This is a genomic window from Pseudonocardia parietis (assembly GCF_017876315.1).
Classification (GTDB): Bacteria; Actinomycetota; Actinomycetes; order Mycobacteriales; family Pseudonocardiaceae; genus Pseudonocardia; species Pseudonocardia parietis.
The window spans coordinates 3,739,722-3,764,791 of sequence record NZ_JAGINU010000001.1 but is presented as its reverse complement, the minus strand read 5'-3'; the positions used below and the strand labels follow the sequence as shown (position 1 = coordinate 3,764,791).

The window sequence follows — 25,070 nt, the reverse complement described above, 5'->3', positions numbered from 1 at the left end:
CGTTCCCCGCACATCGCTGTCCAAACTCGATTCGCGCTTCCGGCTCCCGCGGCGTTTGCCCGGCCCGGGTCCGAGGTAGCCGAGCGGGCGCAGGGCCGAGGGGAAGGAGCGGCACGATGACCGACGCCCGCGAGGAGCTCGTCGCCCGGCTGCGGAGCCAGGGCATCACCGACGAACGGGTGCTGTCCGCCGTCGCCCGGGTTCCGCGGGAACGTTTCGTGGACCCCGACCACGAGGCACGCGCCTACGACGACACCGCCCTGGCCATCGGCCGGGGACAGACGATCTCCTCGCCGTGGATCGTGGCGGCCAGCATCACCGCGCTCGGCCAGGGCCGGGACGCACGCGTCCTCGAGATCGGCACCGGCTCCGGGTACGCGGCCGCGGTGCTCGCCGAGTGCGTCGGCGAGGTGGTGACCGTGGAGCGCGACGCGGTCCTGGCCGACGACGCCCGTGCGCTGCTGCGCGACCTCTCCCCCGACGTCCGGGTGCTCACCGGCGACGGGGTGACGGCCGCCGCCGGGTTCGCGCCGTTCGACGGGATCGTCGTGACGGCGATGGCCTACCGGCAGATCCCGCCCGAGCTCATCGAGCAGCTGACGCCGGGCGGGACGCTGGTCTGCCCGGTCGGCGACGACCGCCAGGGCACCCTGATCCGCTACCGCGACGGCGAGACGACCGACCTCGCCCCGGTCTCGTTCGTCCCGCTGGTGCGGGGCACCGAAGGCTGAGGGACGCCGTCGCGCTCGTGGTGCACGGCGACCGCGCCCATCGGCGGCCCGGGGCGCGAAGCGGTCGAGGTCGCCCTCGTCGTCCACCGCGTGCCGGAGGACCGGAACCCGGCCCGGCGCGCCACCCCGAGGTACGGGCCGGCGCGTTCGGATCCGGCCGCACCGGCGCCGGACCACCCCCGCTGACAGCCCGGGGCACCAGCGGTTGCGGCGCACGGGACCCGTTCCTACCGTGGTCCTCACCGGACACCGCGGTCTCGATCGCGTCCGGCCCGTTCAACGACGCAGCGGACTCGGTGACCACACGACCCGGGGAGATCTCCGTGCGCACACAGACCCGAATGCCCGCCCAGCGGACCCAGCCCACACGCCGCGACGGGCCCCACGGCTACGACGACCTCGAACCCGACCTGCGCCGGCTCGCCGCGATGCAACCCCACGACCCGGGCCGCGGGCCGTTGCGCGACCGGTTGATCTGCGAGTTCCTGCCCCTGGTCCGCAACCTCAGCCGCCGCTACCTCACCGCCACCCACTCCGCCGAGGACATCCAACAAGCCGCCACCCTCGGCCTGATCAAAGCCCTCGACCGCTACAACCCCGACGCCGCCACCGGCGGGCCGCTCGGCTACCTCATCCCCAGCGTCCGCGGCGAAATCCTGCGCTACCTCCGCGACCACAGCTGGGCCCTGCGGGTCCCGCGCGACCTCAAAGAACTCGGCGTCGGCATCAACCGCGCCACCATCACACTCACCCAACGCCTCGGACGCGCACCCCGACCCAGCGAGCTCGCCGAGGAACTCGACACCACCACCGCCGACGTCGTCGAAGCACTCGGCGCACTCGAGTCCTACCGCGCAGCCTCCCTCGACATCCCCGGCCCCGACGGCGAACTCACCCTCGGCGAACGACTCGGCGCCGACGATCCCGACCTCGAGGCCGCGACGATGCGCGACGAACTACGGGAGCGGATCGACGCCCTACCCCCACGCGAACGACGCATCCTGCTGCTGCGCTTCTTCGGCGACCGCACCCAATCCGAGATCGCCGCCGAGATCGGCGTCTCCCAGATGCACGTCTCCCGACTACTCAGCCGCGTCGTCACCCGGCTACGGGAAGAACTCGGCGGCTGAACCCACCGGCTGCGGCGGCCCGGGCCGGACCCGCCGGCCGCGCCGGGCCCATCAACCCGCAGCGTCCCATCAGCCCGCCGAGCCCCATCAGTCCGCTGACCTGCGTGGGTGATCGTCCGTTCAGTGCCGATCGGTGCCACGGATGGCACCGATCGGCACTGAACGGACGATCACCGCTGGTGGCGGGCCGTCTGCTGGCGGCGGGCAGTCAACTCGCGGCGGGCCGTCAGTTCGCGGCGGGCAGTCGACTCGCGGCGGGCAGTCGACTCGCGGCGCGCAGTCAGCTCGCGGCGGGCCTTCAGCTCGCGGCGGCGGACTCCCCGGACCGCATGCCTGCGGCGACCCGGTGTGCGGCGAGCAGCGCACCGCCCGCCGCGGAGCGGTCGTACATCGCCACCGCCCGGTTGCGCCCGGCGATGCCGAAGGCCTCGCGGCGGCACCGGTGCTCGAGGGTCTCGCGCACCGCACGCAGCAGCGCCCGGTCGTCGCGTGGTGCGACGACGAGCCCGCTGACCTGGTCGACCACGACGTCGGCCTGCGGACCGGCCGACGACGCGACGACCGCGCGGCCGCAGGCCATCGCCTCCAGCGCCGCCGTGCCGGCCGACCACTTCGGCGCCGCGCACACGACCACGTCGGCCGAGCGCAGCAGGCGGGGTACGTCGGCGCGGGCGACGGGGCCGACGAAGCGGACCCGCCCCGCGACACCGTGCCGCGTGGCCAGGGCGAAGAGCCGGTCGCGGTCGGGATCCGGCTCACCGGCCGGGCGACCGCCCGCGACCAGCAGCTCCGCACCGGGCACCCCGGACAGGGCGGTGATCGCGTGCCCGGCACCGCTGCCGGGATCCAGACCGTCGATCGTCACCAGCCGGGGGTGGTCGACGGGCCGCAGCGCCGGTCCGTCGGGCCGGAAGACGTCGACGTCGACGGCGATCGGCCGGATGTCCAGCCGCTCCGGGACGACGCCGTCGCCCAGCAGGGCACGGTGGTCCGCACTACCGGTGACCAGGACGCGGTCGGCGTCGCGCTTCATCGCCCGCTGCATCGCCGCGCGGTCCCCTGCGGACTCACGCTCGCTCGCGAACACGGTCAGCAGCAACGGCAGCCGGGCGGACCCGGCCGCCTGCCGCGCGGCGAGTGCCGCCGTCCAGTGGTGGGCGTGCACGACGTCGGGCAGGCCGTCCCGCCACAGGGCACGCAGCCGCCGGGTCAGCATCTCGACGGTGGCGCCGGGGTCGCCGGCCGGGTCGACCCGGACCCGGTGCGCCGGCACCCCCGACTCGACCGAGTCCGCCCCACCCGGCACCACGGCCTCGGAGCGGATCCCGGCCTCGTCCAGCATCATCACCGCCTGCCGGAGGTGGCCGGCCCGGCCACACCAGTCGGAACGCCCGGGAACGGTCCACGGGTCGAGGGACGACGAGACGACGGTGACGTGCACACAGGCCTCCGGGTACGCGAGACGACAACGGACCCGCGCAGGTGGCTCTACGCGTTGTGCCGCCGGACTACCCGGGTTCGTGCTCGGTCACACACCGGCGGCCGGCTGCGGGGTGAAGAGCACCTTCACCGCGTCGTCGCGCTTCTCCTGGAACATCTTGTAGGCCTCCGGCGCCTGCTCCAGCGGAACCCGGTGGGTGGCGAAACCCTCGACGCCGAGCGGGTCGTCGTCGTCGAGCAGCGGCAGCACCTCCGGGACCCAGCGCCACACGTTCGCCTGTCCCATCCGTAGCTGGATCTGCTTGTCGAACAGGGTGAGCAGCGGCATCGGGGTGGCCGCACCCCCGTACACGCCGGACAGCGAGATCGTGCCGCCCCGGCGCACCAGCCCGATCGCCAGCTCCAGGGCGGCGGTGCGGTCGGAGCCGGCGGTCTGCATCATCTTCTGCCCGAGCGCGTCGGGCAGCACCGACGCGAGCCGCTGGCCGGCCGCCGCCAGCGGCGATCCGTGGGCCTCCATCCCGACGGCGTCGATCACGGCGTCGGCGCCGCGGCCGTGGGTCAGCGCCTTCACCGCGCCGGTGGTCTCGCTGTCGCCGTGGCGCAGGTCGAGGGCGGTGGTGCCACGGGCCTCGGCCCGCCGCAGGCGTTCGGGGACGCGGTCGACACCGATCACCTGGCGCACGCCCAGGTGCCGGGCGAGCCGGGTGCACATGTCACCGATCGGCCCGAGCCCGAGGACGACGAGCGTCCCGTCCTTCGGGGTGTCGGCGTACTGCACGGCCTGGTAGGCGGTGGGCAGCACGTCGGACAGGTACAGGAACCGGTCGTCCGGCGGCCCGCTCGGAACCTTGATCGGCAACGAGTTCCCGAACGGCACGCGCAGGTACTCGGCCTGCCCGCCGGGCACCTGGCCGTAGAGCTTCGTGTAGCCGAACAGCGAGGCGCCGGTGCCCATCTCGGTGTTCTGGGTGGTCTCGCACTGCGACTGCAGGCCCTGGTTGCAGGTCCAGCAGTTCCCACAGTTGATGTTGAACGGGATCACCACGCGGTCGCCCACCGACAGCTCGGTGACCCCCGGCCCGGTCTCGGCGACGATGCCCATCGGCTCGTGGCCGAGGATGTCGCCCTCGTCCAGGAACGGGGTGAGGATCTCGTAGAGGTGCAGATCCGACCCGCAGAGACCGGAGCTTGTGACCTGGACGATCACGTCGTCCGGCTTCTCGATCACCGGGTCGGGCACGGTGTCCACCCGCACGTCGCGGCGGCCGTGGAAGGTCAGGGCACGCATCAGGCGTCCTCCTCGGAGGCGTCGGGGCCGGGGTAGGGATCCCGGGCGAGCAGGCGCACGAGGTGCGCGGCGTTGGCGGCGGCCATCCGCTGCGTGGACCGCACCGGGTCCGGGACGGCCTCGAGGTCGCGGTAGTCCGACCCCTGCATCGCCTCGCCGTTCCAGTAGACCGAGCCCTGCGCCGGCAGCGTGTAGCCGATGTCGGCCAGCGCCTGCGACAGGTCAGCGATGATCTTGTGGGCGCCGTCCTCGTTGCCGACCGAGGCGATGACGGCGACCTTGCCGAAGGTGGGCGCGCGGCCGCGGTCGTCGGTGTTCGACAACTCCGCGTCGAGCCGCTCCAGCACGCGCTGGCACACGCTGCTCGGGTGGCCCAGCCAGGTCGGCGTGGCCAGGACGAGGACGTCGGCGGCCAGGATCCGCCTGCGGATCTCGGGCCACGCGTCGCCGTCGCCCGCGTCGGCCGAGACGCCGGGGGCCACGGCATGGTCCACGACCCGGATCGAGTCGCCGCCGCCGATCCCCTCCTCCTTCAACGCGGCGAGCACCTCGTCGATCATGCGCTGGGTGCTCGAGTCGTGCGGCGAGGCCTCCAGGGTGCAGTTCAACGCGATCGCCGTGGGCGCCGGCCGCGATTCCGATGTGACCGTCATGCCCGGCGGCTACCCGGGCGGCCGGGCCGGAAACCGGCGGGTGCGCCGGGTCAGCCGATGTAACGACGGGCCGTCGAGCGACGCTGCGGTTCCTCCAGCAACCGCAGCCCGTGCTCGACGGCGGGCGGCACGACCCGGCGCTCGCGCAGCACCCATCCCGACCCGGCGAGTGCGGCGAGCACGGCGGAGACGGTCGCGCGGTCGGCGGGGGCGCTGCGCAGCACCGTCGCGCTGCGGCGCAGGGCGCTGCGTACCGGGCGGCGCAGCCACAGTGTCCACAGTGTATTGCGGATGCCCAGGCGGCGGCGGGCGCGCGGATCGCGCAGCGTCGACGGGGCGTGGTGGACGACGACGTCCTCGCACCAGCACATCCACCAGCCGGCGGCCGCCAGGTCGAGAGCGAGCAGCTCCTCCTCCCCGCCGAGCCACAGTCGCGGGTGGAAGCCGCCCGCGGCACGGAACGCGGCCGGCCGGATGGTGGTCAGGCCGGCCATGATGCCGAGCAGCGCCGGGCCCGGCAGCCCGTCCGGCGCGGGCACCGGCGAGTGCCGCATCTCCGGGGTGATCGGGTCCTCCTCCAGGCCGGGTTCGACCAGGCAGCGCCCGGTCACCGTCGCGACCGTGGGATGGGCGTCGAGCACGTCGGCCGCCCGGGTCAGTGCACCGGGCCGCGGGCGGGTGTCGTCGTCGCAGAAGGTGACGTACGGGGTGCTCGCGCGGGCGACGGCGACGTTGCGCCCGACCGCACCGAGGTTCTCCGGGCCCGCGACGAGCTCGACGCCGGGATGCCGGTCGCGGACCGCGGCGGCGGTCCCGTCGGTGGACCCGTTGTCGACCACGATCACGGGCGCCGGATCGGGCAGTGCCGCCAGGTGGTCCAGGGTGCGCAGCAGCTCGGCGCGGCGGTCCCGGGTGATCACGACGACGGTCGTGCGCGGCGAGGTCATCACTGCTCCAGCAGGTCGAAGCGGTGCTCGACGGTGGCCGGCAGCACCGCGCGCCGGGCCAGGGCGCGTGGAGCGGCGAGCACGGCGGCACCGAGCGCCCGGCGGGACGGGCCGTGGGTCACCGCCCGCCCGGCCAGCGCGCCGAACTCGGCCCGTACCCGCGGCCAGCGCCGGCGCATCAGCGCGATGAGCATCCGATTGCGGGCCTCCAGCGCCACCCGGCGCTCGTGCGGCATCCGGTGCGGTGACGGGTGGTGGTGGGCGACGACCTCGGGGTGGTGACAGAGCCGCCAGCCACGGGCGGCCAGGTCGGCGGCGAGCAGGGTCTCCTCGGCACCGAAGCCCAGCAGCGTGCTGAAGCCGCCGGCGTGGTGGAAGGCCCGGACCCGCAGCACGGCCGCGCAGCCGAGGAAGCCCAGCACGTCCGGGCCCGGATCGCTGCCACCGAGCGGGCTGTGCGCCAGCTCGTCGTTCACCGGGTCGGGGCGGTTCTGCGGTCCGACGAGCACGGCGCCGGCGAGCAGGCCGACGTCCGGATGGGCGTCCAGGATCTCCTCGGCGCGGCACAGCGCCTGCGGGGCCCACCACGAGTCGTCGTCGCTGAAGGCGACGTAGGGGGTGTGGACCCGGTCCACCCCCGCGTTGCGGGCCGCCGCACCCCGCCGGACCGGCAGCCGCACCAGTTCGGTCCCGGACCGGGCGGTGACGGTCGCCGCGGTGTCGTCGGTCGAGGCGTCGTCGACGACGACGATCGGCGGCCGCGGGCGCAACGCGCTCAGCTCGTCGAGAGTGCGGGCCAGCTCGCCCGCCCGGTTGCGGGTCGTGATGACCACTGTGGTGCGTGCCTGGTCCACGCGGTCCGGCTACCCCGGACCGGCCCGATCATGCCCCGCCGTTTCACTGCACAGTGGCGAGGTAGTTCCCCGGGCATGACCCCTGTTGAACCCTTCGACCGCGCGGTCGTCACCGGCGGTGCCGGATTCGTCGGCTCGCACCTGTGCGAGGCGCTGCTCGCCGCCGGCACCCGGGTGACCTGTCTCGACGACCTGTCCAGCGGCCGCCGGCACCACGTCGAACACCTGCTCGGCGCACCCGGCTTCACCTTCGTCCGGCACGACGTCACCACGCCGTGGCCGCAGCCGTGGCCGGACGCCGCGCGTCCGGGACGGGTGCTGGTGGCGCACCTGGCATCGGCGGCGTCCCCCGTGGACTACCACCGCCGTCCACTGGAGACACTGCGTGCCGGGGCGGCCGGCACCGAGCACGCGCTCGCCGCCGCGCACCGGTTCGGTGGCCGCTTCCTGCTCGCCTCCACCAGCGAGGTGTACGGCGACCCGCAGGTGCACCCGCAGCGCGAGGACTACCACGGCGACGTCGACCCCGTCGGTCCGCGCAGCTGCTACGACGAGGCCAAGCGCTACGCCGAGGCGCTGACCACCGCGCACCGCCGGGTGCACGGCACCGACACCGCGATCGCCCGGCTGTTCAACACCTACGGCCCACGGATGCGTCCCGGCGACGGCCGGATGGTGCCCGCCTTCGCGAGCCAGGCGCTGCACGGCGAGCCGATCACCGTCAGCGGCACCGGCACGCAGACCCGCTCGTTGTGTCACGTCGACGACACCGTCCGCGGCCTGCTCGCGCTCGCCACGTCGGACCACCCGGGTCCGATGAACATCGGCAACCCGGTCGAGCGGACGGTGCGCGAGGTCGCCGAGCTGGTTCGCGACCTGGCCTGCTCCACATCGGAGATCGTGCCCGTCCCGGCGCCCGCGGACGACCCACGGCGCCGCCGCCCGGACATCGAGCTGGCCCGCGGCGAGCTGGGCTGGGAGCCGGGGATCGGCCTGGAGGACGGGTTGCGCCGCACGCTGGACTGGTTCGTCGCGCAGGAGGCGCCGGTCGACTCCGCTGTGTAGCGACGCCCTGGGACGACGTTTGTGGCCGGTCGCGGAGGGTAGGAGACCGGCCGCCGGTGATCCGGTACTCAGGCGATCAGGAGGTGTGATGCGTGTCCTCGGAGTCAACGCCGTGTTCCACGACCCGGCCGCCGCGCTCGTCGTGGACGGGCATGTCGTGGCCGCGGCCGAGGAGGAACGGTTCACCCGGCGTAAGCACGGCAAGGAACCGGTGCCCTTCTCCGCCTGGGAACAGCCCGCCGCGGCAGCGGCCTGGTGCCTGGAACAGGCCGGGCTGACCCCCGCCGATCTGGACGCGGTCGGCTGGTCCTACGACCCGGATCTCGTCGAACACGGCCAGGCCGGCACCGATCCGGGCTGGGAACGGCTGCGCACCGACTTCGCCCGCCGCGCGCCCTGGTTCCTGCAGACGGTGCTGCCCGGGCTGGACCCGGACAAGGTCGAGTTCGTCCAGCACCACCTGGCGCACGCCGCCTCTGCCGCCCTCGCGGCCCCGTGGCAGGGAGGTGCTGTGCTGGTCGCCGACGGCCGCGGGGAGTCGACGTCGTACCTGGCCGGCCGGTACCGCGACGGCACGCTGCAGCGGATGGCCACCCAGCGGCTGCCGGACTCGCTCGGCCTGCGCTACGAGGACCTCACCGCCCACCTGGGCTTCCGGCGCTCGTCCGACGAGTACAAGGTGATGGCGCTGGCCTCCTACGGCACACCGCGCTTCGCCGACGAGCTCGCCGCCGACATGCACGCCACCGGCGACGGCGGTTTCCGCGCCGCACCGGTGGACCTGTCCCGGTTCGCCCCGGCGCGCGGACCGGCCGACCCGATGCTGCCCGAGCACGCCGACCTGGCCGCCAGCCTGCAGCTGCGGCTCGAGGAGACGCTGCTGGACCTGGCCCGGTGGCTGCACGAGCACACCGGGGAGAGCCGGCTCGCGCTGGCCGGCGGGATCGCGCTGAACTGCGTCGCGAACACCCGGATCGCCGACGAGGGGCCGTTCGACGAGGTGTGGGTCCAGCCCGCCGCCGGTGACGCCGGTACCGCGCTGGGCGCGGCGCTGCACCTGGCGGCCCGGGCCGGCGACCGGGTCGCCCCGATGCCCGGCGCCGACCTCGGCCGCGGCTGGGACGACGACGAGCTCGAGCAGGTGCTGCGCGCCGCCCGGGTCCCCTACGAGCGCCCCGACGACCTGGCCGCCACCGTCGCGAAGACGATCGCCGACGACGGGGTCGTCGCCTGGTTCCAGGGCCGCTCCGAGTTCGGCCCGCGCGCCCTGGGCCACCGGTCGCTGCTCGCCCATCCCGGTCGCAAGGAGAACCTCGACCGGCTCAACGCGGTGAAAGGCCGCGAGTCGTTCCGCCCGGTCGCACCGATGGTGCGGGCCGAGCGGGCGGACGAGCTGTTCTCCCGTGGGCCGGCCGAGAGCCCCTACATGCTGTTCGTCCACGACGTCGCGCCCGAGTGGCAGGAGCGCATCCCGGCGGTCACCCACGTCGACGGCACCGCCCGGATCCAGACCGTCGAGCGCAGCACGAACTCGCTGCTGGCCGACGTGCTGGCCGCCGTCGAGGACGCCACCGACCAGCCCTGCGTGATCAACACCAGCCTGAACACCGCGGGCCGCCCGATGGTCGACACGCCGATGCACGCGCTGGAGACGTTCGGGTCGGCACCGGTGGACCTGCTGGCCCTCGGCCCGTTCGTGGTGCGCCGGTGAGCAGCGGCCCCCGGCGCCGCGACCGGGTCCTGGTGGTGCGCCAGGACGCGGCCGGCGACATGCTGCTCGCCGGGCCGTGCGTGCGCGCGGTGGCGGCCGGTGCCGGGTCGGTGACGGTGCTGGCCGGGCCCCGCGGACGGTCCGCGGCCGCCCTGCTGCCCGGGGTGGACGCGATCCTGGAGCAGGCCGCCCCGTGGATCGAGCCCGATCCCGCCCCGGTCGAGCCGCGCGAGCTCGAGGAGTCCGTCGCCGAGCTGGCCGCGGGCCGGTTCGACGCCGCGCTGGTGCTGACCTCGTTCCACCAGAGCCCGCTGCCGGCGGCGCTGCTGCTGCGCGCGGCCGGGGTGCCCTGGGTGGGCGCCGCGAGCGAGGACTACCCGGGGTCGCTGCTGGACCTGCGCCACCCGCCCCAGCACCATCTGCCCGAACCGGAACGGATGTCGTCGCTCGCCGACGCGGCCGGGTTCCCCAGCCCGGCCGGTGACGACGGCAGGCTCACGATCCGCCGCCCGCTGCCCGACACCGGCGCGCTCACCGGCCCGCCCGGCTACGTCGTCGTGCACCCGGGGGCCTCGGTCCCGGCCCGGCGCCCCTCGGCCGAGCGCAGCGCCGCGCACGTGCGCACGCTCGCCGACGCCGGGTACCGCGTCGTGGTCACCGGCGGGCCGGACGAGCGCGAGCTGACCGCCCGGGTCGCCGGGGAGCACGCGCTCGACCTGGCCGGCGCCGTGGACCTGCCCGGGCTGGCCGCGGTGCTGGACGGCGCCCGGGTCGTCGTCGCCCCGAACACCGGCCCGGCGCACCTGGCGGCCGCGGTCGGCACGCCCGTGGTGTCGCTGTTCGCGCCGGTCGTGCCGGCACGGCGGTGGCAGCCCTACGGCGTGCCGTCGGTGCTGCTCGGCGACCAGCACGCCGCCTGCCGGGACAGCAGGGCCCGGCTCTGCCCGGTGCCCGGGCACCCGTGCCTGAACGACATCACCGGCACCGACGTCGTGGCCGCGGTGTCCCGGCTGGCCACCGACGACGCCCCGGCCGCGATCCCGGTGACAGCGCACCGGCCGGCACGGGGCCCGCTCGACCACGACCCGTTCGCCCGGGCCACACCCGGGCACGAGGTCCTCGGAGACGATCCGTTCCGCGGCTCGCACACCCGCTCGAGTACCGGAGGTTCCTGGTGAGCGAGTACCAGCTCGACGAGCTCAGCCGCGCCCTGAGCGGCGTCCGGGCCCACCTGCCGACCCTGAACGACTGGGGAGCACGGCTGGCCGACGTACTCGGCGGCGGCGGCCGCATGCTCGCCTGCGGCAACGGCGGCAGCGCCGCCGAGGCCCAGCACCTCACCGGCGAGCTCGTCGGCCGGTACGTGCACGACCGGCGGCCTCTCTCGGCGATCGCCCTGCATGCCGACACGTCGTCGGTGACCGCGATCGGCAACGACTACGGCGCCGACGAGGTCTTCGCCCGCCAGGTGCACGCCCACGGCCGTGCCGGGGACGTGCTGATCGTGCTGTCCACCAGCGGATCCAGCTCGAACGTCGTCGCCGCCGCCAAGGCCGCCCACGAGCTCGGCGTCACCTCCTGGGCGCTCACCGGGCCCGCACCCAACCCCCTCGCGGCGCTCTGCGACGACGCCGTGACCGTCGAGTCGGAGCTGACCAGCACGGTGCAGGAGCTGCACCTGGTCCTGATCCACCTGCTCTGCGCCGCCGTCGACGACGCGCTCGGGATCGGGGTGGCGCGGTGACCGCGCCCCTGGTCGTCGTCGGCGACGCCCTGCTCGACATCGATCTCGACGGCACCTCGACCCGCGACTGCCCGGACGCACCCGGCGCTCCGGTGGTCGACCTCGCCACCGAACGGGCCCGCCCCGGTGGCGCAGCACTGGCCGCGCTGCTGGCCGCCGGCCACGGGCATCGACCGGTCGTCCTTCTCACCGCGCTCGGCGACGACCCCGCCGCCCACCGCCTCGCCGACCTGCTGCGGGATCGGGTGACCCTGCACCCGCTGCCGCTGCGCGGCGGGACGCCGGTCAAGACCCGGGTGCTCGACCGCGGCCGTCCGGTCGCCCGCGTCGACACCGGCGACGGCCGCGCCGCCCCGCTCCCCCTCGACGCCGCCATCGCGGACCTGCTCGGGAGCGCCCACGCGATCCTGGTCGCCGACTACGGGCGCGGCGTCGCCGCGCACCCCGGCATCCGTCACCTGCTCACCGCCCGCCCGTACGACACGCTGCTGGTCTGGGACCCGCACCCGCGCGGCCCGGCCCCCGTCCCGGGCGCCGACCTCGTCACGCCGAACACCGCCGAGGCGCACGCCGTCACCGGCCACGACGACCCCGACCGGGCCGCACGCGCACTCCGGACCTGGTGGAGCGCCCACGCCGTCGCCGTCACCCGCGGGCCCCGCGGAGCGCTGCTGCACACCGGGCGGGCCACCACCCACCACGCTCCGCCGAGCGCGCCGGTGTCCGGGCGGCCCGACACGTGCGGCGCCGGCGACATGTTCGCCGCGGCCGCCACCACCGCACTCGCCGACGGCCGCGACCTGCCCGACGCGATCACCCATGCGGTGGCGACGGCGAGCCGGTACATCGGCACCGCCGTCGCCGACCGCCCCGCCGCCGGCACCACCACGAAGGCCGCTCCCTCCGTACCGCCGCCGGCCGCACCCACCACGACCACGACCGACGGCTACGCACTGGCCGACCGGGTCCGCCGCGACGGTGGCCGCATCGTCGCCACCGGCGGCTGCTTCGATCTGCTGCACCCCGGCCACCTCGCGCTGCTGCACGCCGCCCGCGCCCGCGGCGACGTCCTGGTCGTCTGTCTCAACAGCGACCGCTCGGTGACCCGGCTCAAGGGGCCCACCCGCCCGCTGACCGGCGCCACCGACCGCGCTGCTCTGCTCACCGCCCTGAGCTGCGTCGACGCCGTCATCGAGTTCGACGAGCCCGACCCGTGCGCCGTCCTCGACCGGCTCCGCCCGCACGTCTGGGTCAAGGGCGGCGACCACGACCCCGACCACATGCCCGAGACCCCGATCGTGCGCGCGTACGGCGGCACCGTCGAGACCGTGCCGCGCATCCCGGGGCACTCGACCAGCCGGCTCGCGGAACTGAGCGCGGCGCACTGAGCCGTGGCGCTCCCCCGCACCCGACGACCCGCAGGAGGTAGTTCATGACCGACCGCCCCGACATCGGCACCGTTCTGATCAGCGGCGGCGCCTCCGGCCTCGGCGCCGCCGTGGTCGACGCCGTCGCCGCGGCCGGCGGACGCCCGCAGGTCCTCGACCTGAACCCGCCCACGCGCGACGTCCCGCACGTCATCGTGGACCTCGCCGACACCCGGGCCACCGAGGCCGCGGTGGAACAGCTCGCCCGCACCGACGGTCCCCCGGACGCGGTGGTCACCGCGGCCGGCATCGACCATCCGGCGCCCTTCGACGCGCTGCCCGCCACCGAGTGGGAGCGCGTCGTGCAGGTCAACCTGTTCGGCACCGTCGCCGTCGTGCGGGCCGCGCTGCCGCACCTGCAGCGGTCCGGCGGGCGCGTGGTGACGGTGTCGTCCACGCTCGGCATCAAGGCGGTGCCCGACGCCACCGCCTACTGCGCCTCGAAGTTCGGGGTGCTGGGCTTCAGCCGGGCGCTGGCTGCCGAGACCTCCGGCCGCGTCGCCGTCACCACCCTGGTCCCCGGCGGGATGCACACCGCCTTCTTCGACGACCGCGACGAGCAGTACCGGCCGCCCGAGGACGCCAAGCTCAACCGTCCCGAGGACACCGCGGCCGCCGTCCTGCACGCGTTGCGCCAGCCGCCGGGCTGCGAGGTCCGGGAGATGGTGGTCTGCCACTCCGAGGAAGGCTCGTGGCCGTGAGCGCACCGCCCCAGGTGCTGGCCTTGCGGGCGCCGGGCATCGGCGACCTGCTGACCGCGGTGCCCGCGCTGCGGGCACTGCGCCGCGGCTTCCCTGCCGCCCGGCTGGTGCTGGCCGCGCCTCCCGGACTCACCGGGCTGGTCGAGCTGATCGGCGGGATCGACGCGACGACGCCGGCGGAGGGGCCCGACGGGCTGCACTGGGCAGGCCCGCCGCCCCGGCTCGCGGTGAACCTGCACGGCAGCGGCCCCCAGAGCATCGACGCGCTGCGGGCCACCCGGCCCGACGAGCTCCTCACCCACGGCCACCCCGACCGTCCCGGCGTGACCGGTCCGCCGTGGCAGTCCGAGGTGCACGAGGTCCGGCGCTGGTGCGACCTCGTCGACGGCTACGGCCTGCCGGCCGACACCACCGACCTCACCCTCGCCCGCCCGGACCTGCCGGCACCCGTACCGGACGCCGTGGTGATCCATCCCGGAGCGGCGCACATGTCCCGCCGCTGGCCTCCCGAGCGGTTCGCCCAGGTCGCCCGCGCACTGCACGCCGACGGCCATCACGTGGTCGTCACCGGCAGCCCGGCCGAAGGCGACCTGACCGCCGAGGTGACCGCCCGCGCCGGGCTGCCGGCCGCGGCCGATCTCGCGCCGCGATGCACCCCGGAGCTGCTCGCCGCACTCGTCGCGGCGGCCCGGCTCGTCGTGTGCGGCGACACCGGCACCGCGCATCTGGCCACCGCCTACCGGACGCCGTCGGTGCTGCTCTTCGGCCCGACGACGCCGGAGCGGTGGGGCCCGGAACGGGACGGGCCGCACACGGTGCTGTGGGACGGCACCACCGGCGACCCGCACGGCGACCGTCCCGACCCGGGCCTGCTGCGGATCGGTGCCACGGAGGTCCTGCACGCCGCGCGGGCCCGGCTCGGCAGCTGATCCGTCGAAGGCGGGGCAGGGCCGGCTCCGGTCGAGCAGTGACCCGGGCCTACTCCATCGTCGAGGAACTCCGCTCCCGGCAGCCACCGCAGCGACGCGGCCCTCGGCCTCGGGCCCAGCCGGTTCACCGCAGCTCCCCCAGTGATCACCGATCCGGATGCAGGCCGGCCATCCGTGGCCGAATCCGTTCCGAATCGGTGATCACCTACCAACGCCGGCCCGAGGTCGCCCGGCACCGGCGGATCCGGGTCCGCGCCGGTATCGCCTCCGGCAGGCCGGGTACGCGAGCACTCGTCGCCCGTAACGACCACGACGCGAGGGGAGCACCGGATGGCCATCGACGTACCGGCTACCGACCGACCCGACTTCGGCGAGGGGAGCCTGTACTTCGTCGGGAACGCCACGACCGTGATCCGCTACGGCGGGTTCTCGATCCTCACCGACCCGGCCTTCCTCCACGCCGGCGAGCACGTGCACCTGGGCCACGGTGCCTACGCGCGCCGCGAGGTCGAGCCCGCATGTCAGATCTCCGAGCTGCCGCCGCTCGACCTGGTCGTGCTCTCGCACCATCACGGCGACCACTTCGACGACGTCGCGGCGCGCGAACTCGACAAGACCCTGCCCATCGTCACCAACGACCACGCGGTCGGGCTGCTGCACGACCAGGGCTTCACCCGCGGCTACGCCCTCGACACGTGGGAGTCCCAGGAGGTGACCAAGGGCGACGCCCGGCTCGTGGTGACCTCGATGCCCGGCAAGCACGCCCCCGACCACGTCGCCGAACTGCTCCCGCCGGTGATGGGCAGCATGCTCGACTTCTACGACGGCGACGACCACCGTTTCCGCCTCTACATCAGCGGCGACACACTGCTGCACGAGCGGCTCCACGACATCCCCCGCTGGTATCCCGACATCGATCTCGCGCTGATCCACGCAGGAGGGACCACACTTCTCGGTACGGTCGTGACCATGACCGGGGAGCAGGCCGTGCGGTGCGTGGAGATCATCGGACCGCGCACGGCCGTCCCGATCCACTACAACGACTTCTCGGTGTTCCGGTCAGGTCTCGACGACATCAAGCAGGCGGCCGAAGCGGCCTCGGTGGACACCGAGTTCCACTACGTCGCCCACGGCGACGACTACCGGTTCCGCTCGAGGCGGTGAACAGGAGGCGGTGACATGATCGCGTTGCAGCTGCGCGGAATGGGTTGGGACGTCGGCAAGGGCCAACCGTTGGTCCTGCTCGAAGAACACGACCCGCCGGGGCGGGTGTTGCCGATCTGGATCGCCGAGGCGGATGCCGCCGCGCTGGAGCTGGCCCACCAGGGCGTGTCCGCGCCACGGCCGGGAACTCATGAGCTGATCGCGTCGGTGCTCACCGCCTCCGGGCGTCACCTGACCCGGGTGGTCATCACGGCCCTGCAGGCACACATCTACTACGCCGAGCTGGTGCTCGACGACGACACCCGCGTGTCCGCGCGCCCCAGCGATGCACTGACCCTCGCGCTGCGCGCCGGTGCCGAGATCGCCGCGAGCGAATCGGTTCTCGACCTCGCCGCCGTTCCCTCCACAGCTGTCCTCGAAGCCACCACCGCCGAATCCCTGACCGATCCGGTGCCGGAACTCGAGCCCGAGCAGCAGGTCGATCTCGACCGGTTCCGCGAGCTCCTCAGCTCGGCCACCCCGGACGACTTCGACCTCGGCCCCGACGAGCCGTCCCAGTAGTGGTGAAGGCCGTGCACCACCCGCACACGGTCGGACGCGCACGCGACGAGGGCGGGGACGGATGACCGAGCAGGTCGACGCCGTGGTGGTCGGGGCCGGGCACAACGGTCTCGTCGCCGCGAACCTGCTGGCCGACGCCGGGTGGGACGTCCTGGTCTGCGAGGCGGCCGACGCCCCCGGTGGCGCGGTCCGCTCGGCGGAGATCACCGCTCCGGGTTTCGTGAGCGACCTGGCCAGCGCCTTCCATCCGCTCGGCGCGGCGTCGCCGGTGCTGCGAGAGCTGGACCTGCCGGCTCACGGGTTGCGGTGGCGGCACGCGCCGGCGGTCGTCGCGCACCCGACCCTCGACGGCCGGTGCGCAGTGCTGCACCGGTCGGTCGACGACACCGCCGCCGGCCTGGACCTCGACCACCCCGGCGACGGCGACGCCTGGCGGGCGCTGGTCGCGGACTGGGACCGCATCGGGGCCGACGTGCTCGAGGCGGCGCTGCGCCCGTTCCCGCCGGTCCGCCCGGCGGCCCGGTTGTGGCGGCGGCTCGGCACCGGGGACACGCTGCGGCTGGCCCGGATGCTGGTGCAGCCGGTCGCGCGGATGGCCCAGGAGCGATTCGGCGGTTCCGCGGCGGCGTTGCTGCTGGCGGGCAACGCCGCGCACACCGACCTCGGCCCGGATGCGGCCGCGAGCACCGCCTACGGCTGGCTGCTGGCGATGCTCGGTCAGCAGGTCGGGTTCCCGGTCCCGGCCGGGGGTGCGGGCGCGCTCACCGACGCCCTGGTCGCGCGGCTCGCGACCCGCGGCGGCCGGGTCGACTGTCACCGCCCGATCCGTTCGGTGACGATCGAGCGGGGACGCGCGACCGGGGTCCTCGACGCCGAGGGCGGGCGGGTGCGGGCCCGCCGGGCCGTGCTCGCCGACGTCGACGCGCCCCGGCTGTACCGGGAGCTCGTCGGCGAGCAGCACCTGCCGGCGAAGTTCGTCACCGATCTCGACCGGTTCGACTGGGACTTCTCCACCGTGAAGCTGGACTGGGCGCTCGACGGTCCGGTTCCGTGGGCCGCCGAGGGCGCACGTGCGGCCGGGACCGTGCACCTCGGTGCGGACGTCGAGGGCCTGCGCCGCTACACCGCCGATCTCGCGTCCGGGCGGCTGCCCGACGAGCCGTTCCTGCTGTTCGGCCAGATGACCACCGCGGACCCGGACCGGTCGCCACCGGGCACCGAGTCGGCGTGGGCCTACAGCCACGTGCCCCGCGGGCTCGGCTGGGGCCGCGACGACGCCGTGCGGTGGGCCGACCGCATGCAGCAGGTGGTGGAGGCCCACGCGCCCGGCTTCGGTTCGCTGATCCGGGCCCGTGCCGTCTCCGGGCCCGCCGACCTGCAGGCCCGCGACGGCAACCTCGTCGACGGCGCCATCACCGGCGGCACCAGCGCACCGCACCAGCAGCTGGTGTTCCGGCCCGTCCCGGGGCTGGGCCGGGCGGACACGCCGGTGCCACGGCTGTTCCTGTCCGGCGCGTCGGCCCATCCGGGCGGTGCGGTGCACGGCGGCGCGGGCGCCAACGCGGCCCGGGCCGCGCTCGCCGCGACCGGGCGCGCCGGGCCCCTCTACCGGGGAGCGATGCGGTTCGCGCACCGCAGGCTCTACGGCTGAGCCGCCCGGGCCTCAGACGGCGTCCTCCCGCATTCCGGCGCCCGGGTTTGCCGCGGCGATCACCGGCGATGCGGTGGGCGTGACGTTCGGAGGTGTGATGCGAGCCCGGCCCTGCACCGACGTCTGGGAGGACGCCGCCGACGCGCTCGCCGTCCGCGAGCTCGACCCGACCACGTTCCGGCGGCTGGTCGTCGTCGCGGCCCACCCCGGCGACGGGGTGCTCGGCGCCGCCGGTCTGCTCCGCGCGGTGGCCGCCGCCGGCGGCACGGTCGAGCTGGTGCTGACCGGCGACGGCGAGGCCGCGCTGCCGGAGGTCCGCGCCCTCGACGCGCTCGGGGTGACCGCGGCCGTGCACCGGCTCGGTCTGCCTGGGCCCGCACTCGACGAGGACGCACTCACCGCGGCACTGGCCCCGCTGCTGGAGCACGCGGACGCCTGGGCCTGCCCGTGGCGCGACGACCCGCACCCGGACCACGCCGCCGTCGGGCGCGCGTGCCGGACGGCGGCCCCGGTCACCACCCACGGGTTCGACTTCCCGCTCCGGGCCCGCGCCCGCCTCGACCCGACCGACCCGTCGGTGCCCTGGGACCGCGGGTACCGGCTGCTGCTCTCCGGGGCCGACCACACCGCCCGGGACCGGGCCGTCGGGCACGCGCACTGCGCCACGACGCCCGACCACCTCCACGGCTCACGAGAGATCTACTTCCGGGATCCGCCCGCGCACAGCACACCGGCGGGGGTGTTCGCCGCGCGCTACCGCGGCGGTGCGGACCCCTGGCAGGTCCGGACCTCCTGGTACGAGCGCCGCAAGCGGGATGTCGTCCTCGCCGCGCTGCCGCGCGAGCACTACCGGCTCGTCGCCGAGCCGGGGTGCGGCCCGGGCGAGCTGACCCGGGCACTGGCCGGGCGGTGCCGCAGGCTGGTGGCGAGCGACGTGGTGGACGAGGCGGTGGCCGCGACCGCCGCGGCGACCGCCACCACTCCGTGGGTCGAGGTCCATCGGTCCGATGTGGACTCAGCAGCGGCGTTCCCCGACGGCGCCGATCTCGTCGTGCTGTCCGAGGTGCTGTGCTACCTCACGCCGGCGCGGATCGATGCGGTGCTCGACCGGGTGGCCGCCGCCGTACGGCCCGGCGGGGACGTGGTGCTCGTGCACGGGCGGCAGTGGCCGGCCGAGGCACCCGCCGACGCCCGCGCCGTGCACCGGCGGGCGTGCGACGGCGACCGGTTCACCACGCTGGTGGAACACCTCGACGACGAGTTCCTGCTGCACGTGGTGCGCCGGCGATGAGGCTGTGCGGGGTCACTCGGTGACGAACCCCGGGATCAGCCCGACAGGGCGGCTGCCGGCCCCGGCCCGTCCACATGGGCGTCGACGGCCCGGCGTGGCTGCGGGACCGGCGTCGCGATGCGGTAGGCGGCCGGGTCGGGAGCCGGTGGGCGATGCGGCCGGTCGGCAGCGACCGCTCCGGCGAGCGCGTCGAGGGCCAGCTCGGCGGTCGGGAACGTACGGAACAGGCCCAGTGCCTGACGTGACCGCAGCGGCAACAGGTGCACGCGGCCACCACATCCGCTGACCCACAGCGTGACCCCGTGCCGATCCGCGTGTGGCACCGCGTCCCGCAGCACCTCGAGGCCGCCGGGCTCGAAACAGGACACCGCTTCGACGTCGATCACCAGATGGGCCACGGCGCGGTGCCCCCCGGCGGCGACCGCCAGCTGCGCGTCGACCAGACGCAGCACACACCGTGCCGCCGACCGGTCCAGCCGCCCCGCCACCCTGATCAACCGCGCCACCGGGATCGGTACCTCGATCGTGACCTGCAGCGCACCGCTTCCGTGCATGTTCCTCATCTGCTCATTCGGCGGAGCCGGTTCGAGAACCGGACCGCTCCGTCAGGGCTTCGGCCACCGTCGCGAACACCGGGCCTGCGTCGAGGACCCAGCGCATCACCCGGGCGACCGGGGCGGACTCACCGAGCACGACCCGGAGCACACCGCCGCCGCGTACTGCTCGTTCCCCGGCGGCCACGAGGGTGGCCGTCCCCCGGGCGCTGAGGAAGCCCACCCCATTGAGATCGATGACGACCACGCGCCCTGCGGAGGCGGCGACGGCGTCGAGCACCGTCCGCTCCACCGTCTCGACGGAGCACAGGTCGATCTCGCCGGCCAGCGCGACGATCGTGACGCCCGAGCGCAGCCGGCTGATCGACAGCTGAGCGCAGGACACGGTCTCGTGCGTCGTATCGACGTCGTCGACACGCGGGCGGGAGTGTACCGGTGAGTCGGAGAGGGCGACGTCCTCGAAAGGAGAACCCGGCCCGGCAACAGTGGTCACAGAGGCCGCCTCAGCAGAGGTGCACAACAATCATGACGAGGGCGTCGTGGTTGAACCCCGTGCGCGGAAGGCGTACACCAGCATCACGCTGTGAGACCGCGCCGCGACCGACAGTACGCAGTCGGCGACAGCGCTGTCCATCCCCCGGCCCCGCGACATCCGGCGGCGTCTGCCGAGGCTAGACCGCGGCGCCGTTGTCCGGGCCCAGGCGTCGGCCGTCGGTCGTCAGCATCGTCGCGATGTCGAAGAGCTTGATGTTGGTCTCCTGGGAGCTGTGTACGAGCAGGTCGAAGGCCTGGTCGGCGGCGATGTCGAAACGCTCCATCAGGACACCCTTGGCCTGTCCGATGACATCGCGGGTGTCGATCGCGCGGCGCAGGCTCGCCACCGCGCGCGCCCCGAAGACGGCCACCCCGACCTGGGTCGCGAAGGCTTCGCCGAGGGCACGGTCGATCGTCCCGAACGCGGCTCGCCGGGTCGAGTAGAGGTTGACCGCGCCCTGGACCGCATCGCGCGGGGACATGGCCAGCGACAACAGACTGGTCATACCGGCCTCGACCGCGGCCGGGGCGAACCGGGGCCAGCGTCCGGCCTCCCCCGCGAAGTCGTCGACCTGCACCACCGCGCTGCTGTTGGCGTGCAGCGCCGTCACACACGGGCCCTCACCGAGTTCGGCCTGCAGGGCATCGATATCGATGATCCGCGGGTCGCTCGGCGCCCGGGTGGTCAGCGCACCGTCCTCGATCATCGTCACGCCGCCGTACTCCGCGCCCGGGATCTGGGCCACCGCCACCTCGATCAGCCGCTGCAGCACCGTGTCGATGTCGTCCAGCGTCGCCCGCGTAGCGATCCGGCGCGCGCTCTCGGTGAGCATCTCCTGCAACATCGCCACTTCTCTGGAACTCACCACGGTGTCTTCCTACGGTGCTCAGACAGCGAGCGCACGGCGCGACCGCGAGTCACTGTCATTCGGCCATGGCTTCGGCGAGGACCTGGGTGGCGACCTCACGCAACTTGGTGTTGGTGTGTTGCGACCGTGTCCGCAGCACCGCGAACGCGGTGTCCACCGACACCCCGCTCCGGCCCACGACCACGCCGATCGCCTGGTCGACGAGGCTGCGCGACACCAGGGCCGCGTACAGGTGCCGGCGGTACTCCTCGCCGGCGGCCAGGTGCACCGCCAGGCCGACCGCCCCGGCGACATGACCGGCGTAGGCGATACCGCGGGCCCGGTCGGCGTCGTCGAGACCGCCGACGGCGCGGGTGTAGAGGTTCAGCGCCCCCAGCGCGCCCCGGCCCTCACCCGCGTCGTCGTGGTCGACGTGGTCAATGTGCGGGAATCGCAGAGGGATCGACAGCGAGGCGCCGGCACGCTCCTGGCGGCCGCGGCGCCGGAACGCAGGCCACCGCCGGTCCGCGGCGATGTCGGGGACCTCGATGATGTCGCCCTCGCGCAGGCAGGTGAGGCACGGGCCGTCGTCGACGTCGTACTGGATGGTCTCCATCCGTGCCGCGAACTCGTCACTGGTCGCCGCCAGCGGGCGCGTCCACGCCGGCGCCTGCACGGTGATGCCGCACGAGACGGCACCCTCGACCACGCCGGCCGCCTCCCGGGCGGCCCGGGTCAGGAACTCGTCGATCCGGTCCGCGCCCCACAGCTGCGACACCAGTTCGGAAGCGACGGCGCGGGGATCACGGGTTCCGTTCCCGCCACCATCCATCGCGCGCCCCCCGAACGTCGAAGCAGCCTGCAGAGGGTCTGCAGGCTGAACGCCACTCGGTCGGACGCAGTCACAGGCCCCAGACCGCACGAACCGCAGGTCCGCCCGGCGAAGGTCACCGTGACCCTGACACCATAGCCGCCACTGCGGCACCGCCGTCCGGCGACCGGCGTGTGTCCGAAGAGCGGGCCCGCTCCGTGTCCCGGGCACGGCGTGGGCCAAGGCCGCAGCGGTTGGTCAGTCAGCCGCTGCGGCCGCCCACCCGGCGAGGCGCACGGGGCCGATCTCAGGCCTCGACCGCGCGCCCGGCGGGCGCGAGCATCGCGACAGCCGTGTCGACGTCCGGGAACATGCGCACCGCGTTCAGGCGCCGTCGCACCCCGACCGGCGCGAGCAACAGCGCGTGGCAGTGGCCGGCGAGCACGAACTCGATGCCCTGGCGCGCGCAGGCATAGTGCGCGTGGGCCAGTGCCTGCGGCCCGCCCCGCATCACCGCCTGCACGTCGGCCACATCAGCGACGATGGCGTCGAACCCGCGGTGTCCGGCTCGTGTCATGTGCAGCTGCGCGTCCAGCAGTCGCAGCAGCCGCGCTCCGCTCGCAGAGCCCAGCTCACCGGACAGACGGATCACCCGAACTCCCGGAACCGGGGTGTCGATCGCGAGTCGCCCGGTCGAGCCGGGGGACGTGGGGCCGGCGCCGAGCGCCGTGAAGCCTGAGAACATCATCTCTACTCCTGGGTCGAACACGGCGCACTGCGCCTCGAACCGAAGACCCGAGCTGTTGTTCAACCCGCCGGTCGAGATCTACCCGCCCGAGCGGTGACTCAATCCGAGGGCGGTCCGTACCCGCCCTGTGCCGGGGCTCGCCGGTCCACTGTAGACCCTTACGTCGGCGCCCCGGCGGTGACCGGTGCGGCGGTCGCTCAGCTCGCCCACGTCGCGGTGAGCAGGCCCTGGCGATGACGGCCGGGGCCCAGAGGCGGGGTGAGCCGTCGGTGTCGTCCGGTCGGCCAGGCGGGTGGCGACCGGCGCGGGATGGGCGTTTCCACGATCCGTGGGGCCGGCGCCGGGCGCAGGGACGACCGGGACGTCGCCGCACCGCCCTCGGCCCGGCGACCGCGGTGGGTGACGTACGCGACGGCGCCCAGCGCGGCGGCCACCGGGACGACCAGGAACGGCGCCGGGAGGAAGTACACGACCACGACCAGCGCCAGACCGAGCAGCCCGATCAGACCTCCGACACCGAGCACGGTCAGCGCGAGCCGGCGCCAGCACGCACCCCCCGGAACCGGGACGGGAGCCTCCGGCCTGCGAACGCGTGACATGACGGCCTCCTCGTCGCTCAGCGGTATCGCCCGCAACCAGTCGATACCCCGCCGGACGACGTCGACGCGCCGCAGGTGCGGGAGCCACACGGTCGGGTGAGGGCCGGAGCCGCGTTTCCTCGGCAGGTGGCCGGGAAAGCGCCGACATGACACCACTCCTGCCGCCTCGGTCCTCGTCCCTCTGGCTCGACGACGGCGCCGACACCACCTACCCCTCGCTGGAGCAGGACCACGAGGTCGACGTGGCCGTCGTCGGAGCCGGGATCACCGGACTGTCCGCAGCCGTGATGCTCAAGCGCGCCGGCTGCACGGTCGCCGTGCTGGAGGCCCGCCACATCGCCGCCGCCACTTCGGGCCGCACCACGGCGAAGATCTCCCTGTTGCAGGGCACCCGGGCGTCGGACATCGCGGGCACGGCGGGCGCGATGCCGTGACCGACCACGTCGCCGCCCACCGGGACGGCATGAGCTGGCTGCTCGACCGGGCCGCGGGCGTCGATTGCGACCTGGAGCGCCGGCCGGCGATCACCTACAGCGCCGGGCCGCGGGACGGGTCGGCGGCGCGGACGGTGCGCCGCGAGCGTGCACTGCTCGCCGCGGCGGGGGTGCCGGTGGAGGCGGGCACCGATCTCGGTCTGCCCTTCGAGGTGTCCGAGGCCGTCACGCTGCCCGACCAGGCCCAGTTCGACCCCGTCCCCTACCTGCGCGACCTCGCCGCCGAGGTCGACGGCGACGGCAGCTCGGTGCACGAGAACACGCGGATGCGGTCGGTGTCGTGGCGGGCGCCGCACGAGGTGCTGACTCCGCACGCGCGGGTGCGAGCACGCTGGGTCGTCGTCGCGACCGGGCTACCGGCGCTGGAACGAGGCCTGCACTCGACCCGGATGGAGCCGTCGCGGTCCTACTCCCTCGCCGTGCGGTGCGGTTCCGGCATCCCGGCGGGCATGTACCTCGGAGCCGACTCCCCGACCCGCTCGTTCCGCGACGCGGTCCACGGCGACGAACGCCTGCTCCTGGTGGGCGGCAATGGGCACCGCGTGGGGACGTCCGCTCCGATGATCGAACACGAGCGTGAGCTGGCCGGGTGGGTGGCGCGGTACTGGCCGGTCGAGACGATCACCCACCGGTGGTCGGCACAGGACTACCGGACCGAGGACGGGCTGCCGTTCCTGGGGCCGATCGGTCCGCTCTCGCCGCAGGTCCTCGTCGGGTTCGGTTTCGCCAAGTGGGGCATGACCGGTGGCACCGCCGCCGCGATCGCCCTGTGCGACCACGTGCTGGGCCGGTCGACACCGTGGGCGTCGCGGATGCGCGCCGACCGGTTCCCCCGGCCGCGGGCGCTTCCGACGCTGGCCATGGCGAACGGCCAGGTCGCCCGCCACCTGGCGACCGGCTGGGCGCGCCCCGACCTGCCCCGCGACGAGCTCGGCGAGGGCCAGGGCCGGGTGGAGACCGGCCGGCGCGGCAAGACCGCGCGCTGCCGGGTCGGCGGCATGCTGTACGAGCGCAGCGCGGTGTGCCCGCACCTGGGCGGGATCGTGCGGTGGAACGACGCCGAGCTCAGCTGGGACTGCCCCCTGCACGCCTCCCGGTTCGCGCCCGACGGCACCGTGCTGGAGGGCCCCTCCACCGAGCCGCTGAACGACCCTCCCGGTCTCGCCGCCGTCGTGCGTCCGCGACGGTGACG

The 25,070-nt window shown here is 74.6% G+C and carries 26 protein-coding genes; 15 read left to right on the top strand and 11 right to left on the bottom strand.

Translation table 11 applies throughout. The features are described 5' to 3' along the window. Positions 1–116 precede the first annotated feature (116 nt). Both JOF36_RS17905 and JOF36_RS17900 read left to right on the top strand, forming a co-directional pair. Positions 117–731: a protein-L-isoaspartate(D-aspartate) O-methyltransferase gene (locus tag JOF36_RS17905; RefSeq protein ID WP_210028119.1), complete on the top strand. Its 615-nt coding sequence runs from the start codon at positions 117–119 to the stop codon at positions 729–731. A 323-nt stretch (positions 732–1,054) separates the two neighbouring features. Beyond that, positions 1,055–1,861: a sigma-70 family RNA polymerase sigma factor gene (locus tag JOF36_RS17900; RefSeq protein ID WP_307862441.1), complete on the top strand. Its 807-nt coding sequence runs from the start codon at positions 1,055–1,057 to the stop codon at positions 1,859–1,861. Positions 1,862–2,159: 298 nt separating this feature from the next. Here JOF36_RS17900 and JOF36_RS17895 read toward each other — a convergent pair whose 3' ends face one another. From JOF36_RS17895 to JOF36_RS17875, 5 genes are all read right to left on the bottom strand, one after another. Continuing rightward, the gene (locus tag JOF36_RS17895; RefSeq protein ID WP_210028118.1) at positions 2,160–3,302 is read right to left on the bottom strand and encodes a glycosyltransferase family 4 protein; all 1,143 of its coding nucleotides are present in this window, start codon (positions 3,300–3,302) and stop codon (positions 2,160–2,162) included. An 87-nt stretch (positions 3,303–3,389) separates the two neighbouring features. Next, positions 3,390–4,592 (bottom strand): alcohol dehydrogenase catalytic domain-containing protein, encoded by a 1,203-nt coding sequence (locus JOF36_RS17890; protein WP_210028117.1) that lies wholly within the window; start codon positions 4,590–4,592, stop codon positions 3,390–3,392. Then, positions 4,592–5,245 carry a flavodoxin family protein gene (locus JOF36_RS17885; RefSeq protein WP_210028116.1) on the bottom strand — a complete coding sequence of 218 codons (654 nt, stop codon included), beginning with the start codon at positions 5,243–5,245 and terminating at the stop codon, positions 4,592–4,594. The genes JOF36_RS17890 and JOF36_RS17885 overlap by 1 nt, the downstream gene beginning before the upstream one ends. Positions 5,246–5,295: 50 nt before the next feature. Beyond that, on the bottom strand, positions 5,296–6,192 hold the full coding sequence (locus JOF36_RS17880; RefSeq protein ID WP_210028115.1) for a glycosyltransferase family 2 protein: 897 nt from the start codon (positions 6,190–6,192) through the stop codon (positions 5,296–5,298). Next, positions 6,192–7,046 carry a glycosyltransferase family 2 protein gene (locus JOF36_RS17875; protein WP_210028114.1) on the bottom strand — a complete coding sequence of 285 codons (855 nt, stop codon included), beginning with the start codon at positions 7,044–7,046 and terminating at the stop codon, positions 6,192–6,194. The genes JOF36_RS17880 and JOF36_RS17875 overlap by 1 nt, the downstream gene beginning before the upstream one ends. 75 nt (positions 7,047–7,121) lie before the next feature. Between JOF36_RS17875 and JOF36_RS17870 the strand changes: the two genes are divergently transcribed. From JOF36_RS17870 to JOF36_RS17820, 11 genes are all read left to right on the top strand, one after another. Then, positions 7,122–8,111 carry an NAD-dependent epimerase/dehydratase family protein gene (locus JOF36_RS17870; protein ID WP_210028113.1) on the top strand — a complete coding sequence of 330 codons (990 nt, stop codon included), beginning with the start codon at positions 7,122–7,124 and terminating at the stop codon, positions 8,109–8,111. An 88-nt stretch (positions 8,112–8,199) separates the two neighbouring features. Next, positions 8,200–9,822 carry a carbamoyltransferase family protein gene (locus JOF36_RS17865; protein ID WP_210028112.1) on the top strand — a complete coding sequence of 541 codons (1,623 nt, stop codon included), beginning with the start codon at positions 8,200–8,202 and terminating at the stop codon, positions 9,820–9,822. Between the two features lie 59 nt (positions 9,823–9,881). Next, positions 9,882–11,000: a glycosyltransferase family 9 protein gene (locus JOF36_RS17860; RefSeq protein ID WP_210035846.1), complete on the top strand. Its 1,119-nt coding sequence runs from the start codon at positions 9,882–9,884 to the stop codon at positions 10,998–11,000. Positions 11,001–11,032: 32 nt separating this feature from the next. Further along, entirely contained in the window at positions 11,033–11,566 is a 534-nt protein-coding gene (locus JOF36_RS17855; protein WP_372447454.1) for a D-sedoheptulose-7-phosphate isomerase, read from the top strand. Continuing rightward, entirely contained in the window at positions 11,563–12,954 is a 1,392-nt protein-coding gene (locus tag JOF36_RS17850; RefSeq protein ID WP_210028110.1) for a PfkB family carbohydrate kinase, read from the top strand. The genes JOF36_RS17855 and JOF36_RS17850 overlap by 4 nt, the downstream gene beginning before the upstream one ends. Positions 12,955–12,998: 44 nt before the next feature. Next, a complete protein-coding gene (locus JOF36_RS17845) occupies positions 12,999–13,694 on the top strand; it encodes an SDR family oxidoreductase (protein WP_210028109.1) in 696 nt (231 codons plus the stop codon). Continuing rightward, positions 13,685–14,623: a glycosyltransferase family 9 protein gene (locus tag JOF36_RS17840; RefSeq protein WP_210028108.1), complete on the top strand. Its 939-nt coding sequence runs from the start codon at positions 13,685–13,687 to the stop codon at positions 14,621–14,623. The genes JOF36_RS17845 and JOF36_RS17840 overlap by 10 nt, the downstream gene beginning before the upstream one ends. Before the next feature lie 330 nt (positions 14,624–14,953). Beyond that, complete coding sequence (locus JOF36_RS17835; RefSeq protein ID WP_210028107.1) at positions 14,954–15,787, top strand: MBL fold metallo-hydrolase; 834 nt, start codon at positions 14,954–14,956, stop codon at positions 15,785–15,787. Positions 15,788–15,802: 15 nt separating this feature from the next. Further along, complete coding sequence (locus JOF36_RS17830) at positions 15,803–16,348, top strand: bifunctional nuclease family protein (protein WP_210028106.1); 546 nt, start codon at positions 15,803–15,805, stop codon at positions 16,346–16,348. 61 nt (positions 16,349–16,409) lie between these two features. Continuing rightward, complete coding sequence (locus tag JOF36_RS17825; protein WP_210028105.1) at positions 16,410–17,999, top strand: phytoene desaturase family protein; 1,590 nt, start codon at positions 16,410–16,412, stop codon at positions 17,997–17,999. A gap of 97 nt (positions 18,000–18,096) precedes the next feature. Next, the gene (locus JOF36_RS17820) at positions 18,097–19,290 is read left to right on the top strand and encodes a bifunctional PIG-L family deacetylase/class I SAM-dependent methyltransferase (RefSeq protein ID WP_210028104.1); all 1,194 of its coding nucleotides are present in this window, start codon (positions 18,097–18,099) and stop codon (positions 19,288–19,290) included. 35 nt (positions 19,291–19,325) lie between these two features. Here JOF36_RS17820 and JOF36_RS17815 read toward each other — a convergent pair whose 3' ends face one another. The 6 genes from JOF36_RS17815 to JOF36_RS17790 form a co-directional block, all read right to left on the bottom strand. After that, on the bottom strand, positions 19,326–19,853 hold the full coding sequence (locus JOF36_RS17815; RefSeq protein WP_210028103.1) for an STAS domain-containing protein: 528 nt from the start codon (positions 19,851–19,853) through the stop codon (positions 19,326–19,328). Positions 19,854–19,857: 4 nt separating this feature from the next. After that, complete coding sequence (locus JOF36_RS17810) at positions 19,858–20,337, bottom strand: STAS domain-containing protein (RefSeq protein WP_210028102.1); 480 nt, start codon at positions 20,335–20,337, stop codon at positions 19,858–19,860. Between the two features lie 178 nt (positions 20,338–20,515). Then, positions 20,516–21,244: a GAF and ANTAR domain-containing protein gene (locus tag JOF36_RS17805; protein ID WP_210028101.1), complete on the bottom strand. Its 729-nt coding sequence runs from the start codon at positions 21,242–21,244 to the stop codon at positions 20,516–20,518. Positions 21,245–21,302: 58 nt separating this feature from the next. Next, positions 21,303–22,004, bottom strand: coding sequence for a GAF and ANTAR domain-containing protein (locus tag JOF36_RS17800; protein ID WP_210028099.1), 702 nt, complete (start codon positions 22,002–22,004; stop codon positions 21,303–21,305). A 340-nt stretch (positions 22,005–22,344) separates the two neighbouring features. After that, positions 22,345–22,785: a SulP family inorganic anion transporter gene (locus JOF36_RS17795; RefSeq protein ID WP_210028097.1), complete on the bottom strand. Its 441-nt coding sequence runs from the start codon at positions 22,783–22,785 to the stop codon at positions 22,345–22,347. A gap of 197 nt (positions 22,786–22,982) precedes the next feature. Continuing rightward, positions 22,983–23,384 carry a hypothetical protein gene (locus tag JOF36_RS17790; RefSeq protein WP_210028095.1) on the bottom strand — a complete coding sequence of 134 codons (402 nt, stop codon included), beginning with the start codon at positions 23,382–23,384 and terminating at the stop codon, positions 22,983–22,985. A 146-nt stretch (positions 23,385–23,530) separates the two neighbouring features. Here JOF36_RS17790 and JOF36_RS40240 point away from each other — a divergent pair, with 146 nt between their 5' ends. Together JOF36_RS40240 and JOF36_RS40235 are read left to right on the top strand one after the other, a co-directional pair. Then, positions 23,531–23,818 carry an FAD-dependent oxidoreductase gene (locus JOF36_RS40240; protein ID WP_210028093.1) on the top strand — a complete coding sequence of 96 codons (288 nt, stop codon included), beginning with the start codon at positions 23,531–23,533 and terminating at the stop codon, positions 23,816–23,818. Continuing rightward, positions 23,815–25,068 (top strand): FAD-dependent oxidoreductase, encoded by a 1,254-nt coding sequence (locus JOF36_RS40235; protein ID WP_210028091.1) that lies wholly within the window; start codon positions 23,815–23,817, stop codon positions 25,066–25,068. Before JOF36_RS40240 ends, JOF36_RS40235 begins: the two co-directional genes overlap by 4 nt. Positions 25,069–25,070: the final 2 nt, after the last annotated feature.

Coding starts and splice junctions, on each gene's coding strand:
- JOF36_RS17870 (WP_210028113.1), top strand. CDS start 7,122: ATGACCCCTGTTGAACCCTTCGACCGCGCGGTCGTCACCGGCGGTGCC.
- JOF36_RS40240 (WP_210028093.1), top strand. CDS start 23,531: ATGACACCACTCCTGCCGCCTCGGTCCTCGTCCCTCTGGCTCGACGAC.
- JOF36_RS17835 (WP_210028107.1), top strand. CDS start 14,954: ATGGCCATCGACGTACCGGCTACCGACCGACCCGACTTCGGCGAGGGG.
- JOF36_RS17885 (WP_210028116.1), bottom strand. CDS start 5,245: ATGACGGTCACATCGGAATCGCGGCCGGCGCCCACGGCGATCGCGTTG.
- JOF36_RS17830 (WP_210028106.1), top strand. CDS start 15,803: ATGATCGCGTTGCAGCTGCGCGGAATGGGTTGGGACGTCGGCAAGGGC.
- JOF36_RS17880 (WP_210028115.1), bottom strand. CDS start 6,192: ATGACCTCGCCGCGCACGACCGTCGTCGTGATCACCCGGGACCGCCGC.
- JOF36_RS17825 (WP_210028105.1), top strand. CDS start 16,410: ATGACCGAGCAGGTCGACGCCGTGGTGGTCGGGGCCGGGCACAACGGT.
- JOF36_RS17815 (WP_210028103.1), bottom strand. CDS start 19,853: ATGAGGAACATGCACGGAAGCGGTGCGCTGCAGGTCACGATCGAGGTA.
- JOF36_RS17845 (WP_210028109.1), top strand. CDS start 12,999: ATGACCGACCGCCCCGACATCGGCACCGTTCTGATCAGCGGCGGCGCC.
- JOF36_RS17790 (WP_210028095.1), bottom strand. CDS start 23,384: ATGTCACGCGTTCGCAGGCCGGAGGCTCCCGTCCCGGTTCCGGGGGGT.
- JOF36_RS17795 (WP_210028097.1), bottom strand. CDS start 22,785: ATGATGTTCTCAGGCTTCACGGCGCTCGGCGCCGGCCCCACGTCCCCC.
- JOF36_RS17820 (WP_210028104.1), top strand. CDS start 18,097: ATGCGAGCCCGGCCCTGCACCGACGTCTGGGAGGACGCCGCCGACGCG.
- JOF36_RS17865 (WP_210028112.1), top strand. CDS start 8,200: ATGCGTGTCCTCGGAGTCAACGCCGTGTTCCACGACCCGGCCGCCGCG.
- JOF36_RS17890 (WP_210028117.1), bottom strand. CDS start 4,592: ATGCGTGCCCTGACCTTCCACGGCCGCCGCGACGTGCGGGTGGACACC.
- JOF36_RS17860 (WP_210035846.1), top strand. CDS start 9,882: ATGCTGCTCGCCGGGCCGTGCGTGCGCGCGGTGGCGGCCGGTGCCGGG.
- JOF36_RS17905 (WP_210028119.1), top strand. CDS start 117: ATGACCGACGCCCGCGAGGAGCTCGTCGCCCGGCTGCGGAGCCAGGGC.